This window comes from uncultured Microbulbifer sp. (assembly GCF_947498635.1).
Lineage (GTDB): Bacteria > Pseudomonadota > Gammaproteobacteria > Pseudomonadales > Cellvibrionaceae > Microbulbifer > Microbulbifer echini.
This window is the reverse complement of the sequence record NZ_CANMKV010000081.1, coordinates 1-4,157: the sequence shown is the minus strand read 5'-3', so window position 1 is coordinate 4,157 and position 4,157 is coordinate 1. Positions and strand designations below refer to the sequence as shown.

Sequence of the window (4,157 nt, the reverse complement as noted above, 5' to 3'; positions counted from 1 at the left end):
ATGCGGTCTTGGTAACTGGCCACTATTCCTGTTTACTTTTCAATTTACTATCAGTAACTGAAAAGAGATGACCAATAAGGCCGAAGTGCGATCTTTTTTGATGGGGTTTATCATTTTGAAGTTAGTGGGTCGGGGTGGCCGGTATTTGGGGCTCGGAAGGTGAGGTTTTATTGCCGAAGTCGCCTCCCCTATTCTATAAGGCTGAACGACTTACCCAAATACTGGTTTTATCTCAGGCGAAAATTTAAATGTCGTTTTAAAGACTTGGAGGAGTAAGTGGCAACTGTGCGAAATGCCTGTTTCCAACTCGACAAGCACTGGGCACACGATATTGGCGATTGCCGGCGCTACCTTTCTGCAACACCCTGCTAACTCCCTTCCACTCTTTCGATACTATTTTCCACTTTTATTCAAAGCCACAGTTTTTCTAAGCCCAAGCATAGATATTCTGAATTTCACCTCACCTTAACTATAAAGCAGAAAGAAATAGCCACCGGGACTAGCGTCAGCAACGCTGCTGGCGCCTTTCTCTAATCTATGGGTGTCCAGAATTGTTTGCACTTAAAATTTTGAAAGTCGCTTTAAAGGTTTGGTAGGGGCTGCTGAGGCCGTACGACACACTTGCAGGCAACTCGATAAACGTTGGGTACATGGCATAAGCGACTGTCGACGCTACTTTTCTGCAACACCCTGCTAACTCCCTGCCACTCTCTCGATACTATTTTCCACTTTTGTCCAAAGCCACAGTTTTTCTAAGCCCAAGCATAGATATTCAGAATTTCACGTCCCCTTAACTATAAAGCAGAAAGAAATAGCCTCTGGAACCAGCGCCAGCAACGCTGCTGGCGCCTTCCACTAATCCATGGGTGTCCAGAATTAACATCCTGCTCTCTAATCTGTGGGTGTCCTAGATTGTTCCCTCAAGATTTCATCGCTCCCACTCCCTCAAGCAGAAAGAATAAGCTGTCAGAGATGGGCGCTAGCTCTATTACTAGCACCCCTCTCTAATCTGTGGGTGTCCAGAATTGTTCTGATAAAGCAGAAAGAAATAGCCACCGGAACTAGCGCCAGCAGCGCTGCTGGCGCCTTTCTCTAATCTATGGGTGTCCAGAATTGTGTTCATCAATTGGAAGAGAATCCATCTAGGTTAATCCCTACACTGGAAAGACAACCCTTAATTTTCACGTGTGTTCCATCTCTAACCGTCCTAATACCCCTAAGATGCTCTGCATCCAACCTTGCAACACCGCTGACAAAATCATCGCTTCGCACCCTTACATAATTGTGGCAGCTAAAAGTACTACAATCCCTCCCCTTGGACTCAACTATCACACTTATTTCAGACGGAGAGCAAGTTATCGCATGCACACCCCCTAACATCAGCCTCGATAACACAGCACTAGCAATAAGTAACGCAAAGATAACGACTAAATCTTCATTTTTTTTAGATGAATATTTTACATGAAACCTTGGCAGAATCAGCGCAGAAGCAAACAAAAACAATAAAAACAAAGGAAAAAAACTAGTAAAAATATTAGTATAATGCAGGTTATCCTTTGATACTAAAAGCCCCAGAACTATCGACAAAAATATTATTGAAAGCCCAACTTTTACCTTTGTCATTGAGATTCTATTCATACCAATCACCAACCACCCCTTTGAGCAAATCGCTCCAGAGCATCATCTGAGCTCTCATCATCTGACCGTATAAAATCCACTCCGGCACTTATTATTTGTACCAAAGGCTCTTTCAAGTACTCTTTGTACACATTATCAAGAGCATTATCCACTACGTAAGTTGTTCCCACACCAAGCACAATTCCACCTGCTACTGCAGCGGGAGTGCCAACACCAGCAGTTCCAGCCGATCCAATCGTTGCAGCTCCGGTGCCAACTACAGTCCCAGCAGTAGTTGAAATTGCGCCACTCCCCCAAAGCTGAATTGTATCAAGCGTATTTGCTACCCAATACTCAGTTGTTCCTACTTCATATGTATGAGCATTTTCGATGACGTCAAGCGTAACTTCCGCCACATCCCCTACAGGCCCAAGGAACTGAGCTGTTGTTCGTATACCTTGGTAATTATTTTTAAAAATATCTGTTTCATAGGTAGTGACAACCTTTTGATGCTTTCTATAGCCTACTTGAATATTGCCTGCTTTCGTTTCCTTATAACTCAGCACTTCTACATAATTTTGAGGAGCAGTTTTCCAATCTCTCCCCCCTACAGATGACCGTGTTAACAATTCCTGGCCATAGGCATTTCTTATATCAAAATGATCGTTATTTCCATATACGAGAAGTTGGTGCGATACCTCTGTATGCTTAAGACCAAACTTATTTGTTAATTTTTCAGTTGCACCAATTATTGCAAGGCCATTTCTTCCCCCATCTAGTGCCTGCGCTATAGGCTCATCTCTCCATGATTTTTCTGCCTCATTAATATATCCAGGCTCTTTTTTCACCCCTGAAAGCAAATTCAGAGCCATCTGCCCATATTTGCCCGGTTTGTATTCTCCTGCGATCAATCCATTGGCCAAGTTCTGCTGTTGAGCAGCTTTTGCAGCGGCAACTTTACCTTGATAAGCAGCCTCAACACTGCGAGCATAGGCATTGCCTTCTAGGTTCGCCGGGCGCCCCAAGGCATCTGCCCAGTAGCCACCATACTGCATATTCATACTGAAGCTATAAGCGCGGCTACTTCCTGTATCTCGCTGTCCAATAACAACAACTTCCTCCATTACCCCTGGGGTAAATCTGGCCCCAACACCACTCGGCAATCGTGTCTCATCTACCTGGGATACTTGCTGATTGGTTATACCAAATTGCTCAGCAAGTCTTCGTTCCTCTTCGCTTACGGTTTCTTCATTTGTAACAGATGCAGCACTAGTAAGATTGCCTTGTTGAACATCTTCTTGACGCTGGGCGGGCTGCTGGTGTCCACCTACAATCATTGAGCCAATAGAGCTCCCCACGGTATTACCGACGGTGTTAACGAGAATATTGGCCCAGCTAAAACTTTGATTTTCTGTGAGCTTTGCCACGCCTGCATTAATAGCTGAAGAAGTTACTGTACTAGCAGCTTCCCATTGCCCCATTGGGGTGCTGCGCAGGACCCAATTGGATGCATAGGAGCCAACTGTGGCCGTTGCCACCGACCCCCAACTAAACTTATATTCGTCATCAAACGCAAGATTAATTGACTGGCTGGCAATACTCTTAGCCCCAGCAACCGCAGCCTTTGTGTAGTTCATCTGCTTGCTCAGTTTGGCCACTTGAGCTGCAGCCTCCGCCCCTTGTCCTGCGGCTTTGGCCGCTTCTGCAGCCTCAAGACTTTTCTGGAGGTCGTCGACACCAGCAATTTTATCAATTCCCCATGAGGCCGCTGCCATCAATCCATCTCGAGCTACATCGCGCCAGCTGAAGCTGAACCCATCCTGGTAGCCGGCAATATTCGCCCCTATCTGCGTAATTGCCTGGGAGGTAATCCCTGCGGCTGCGACTGCACCAACAAATATTGCTCCTTGGGCTATTAAGCTGGCTCCGGCCGCCAAACTCATTACGGCGCCATAGGCCGCCAGCGCGGCGCCGCCCGAAACAACCGCGGCAACCACCATGACAATGACGCCAACGACTCCACAACCTCCGCCATCATCCACCGGCGGTGGCGGCGGTACATCCGGCAGGGTCGGGGCGGTATCCCCCATCTGCAGGGCGCCGTCTACCGGGCGGAAGGTATCGCTGTTGTTGTGGATATTGGTGACCACATTCGGCAGTTCGAGGCGCTGACCTTTGGTCAGTACCTCGTCGCCCTTCATGCCGTTGGCATCGGCCAGGAGATACCACAGACTGGAGTCACCCCACACCGTGGCGGCGATGCTCTGCAGGGTTTCCCCGCCTTGGGCTTCGTAGCTGGAGTAGCTGGCCGTGGGGTAGTTGGGATTGATCGGTTGATAGTTCTGGTCGAAGTCTGCCGATTGCACCGCCTGTACATGGTCGCCATTGCTACCGGAGTGACGGCTACCCCCACTGTTAGTCTGCGCCAAGGCTTTGACGTAGTCGTAGCGGCTCGGTACCTGGTCATTGCCCACATCGCCGACGGCGTGGCCGTTGAAGTAGTAGAAGTGCCGCATCTCGCGGCCTAGAAAGTTCTCGCC

At 48.1% G+C, this 4,157-nt stretch carries 3 protein-coding genes; 1 reads left to right on the top strand and 2 read right to left on the bottom strand.

Features of this window, described 5'->3' with window-relative positions; translation table 11 throughout:
- Window positions 1-1,122: 1,122 nt before the first annotated feature.
- Window positions 1,123-1,638, bottom strand: coding sequence for a hypothetical protein (locus Q1A69_RS19755; protein ID WP_299589528.1), 516 nt, complete (start codon window positions 1,636-1,638; stop codon window positions 1,123-1,125).
- Between the two features lie 5 nt (window positions 1,639-1,643).
- Window positions 1,644-3,983 (bottom strand): hypothetical protein, encoded by a 2,340-nt coding sequence (locus Q1A69_RS19750; RefSeq protein ID WP_299589525.1) that lies wholly within the window; start codon window positions 3,981-3,983, stop codon window positions 1,644-1,646.
- Here Q1A69_RS19750 and Q1A69_RS19745 point away from each other — a divergent pair.
- A complete protein-coding gene (locus Q1A69_RS19745; RefSeq protein ID WP_299589522.1) occupies window positions 3,978-4,145 on the top strand; it encodes a hypothetical protein in 168 nt (55 codons plus the stop codon). The two genes, Q1A69_RS19750 and Q1A69_RS19745, sit on opposite strands and share 6 nt — an antisense overlap.
- The last annotated feature ends 12 nt before the right edge of the window (window positions 4,146-4,157 follow it).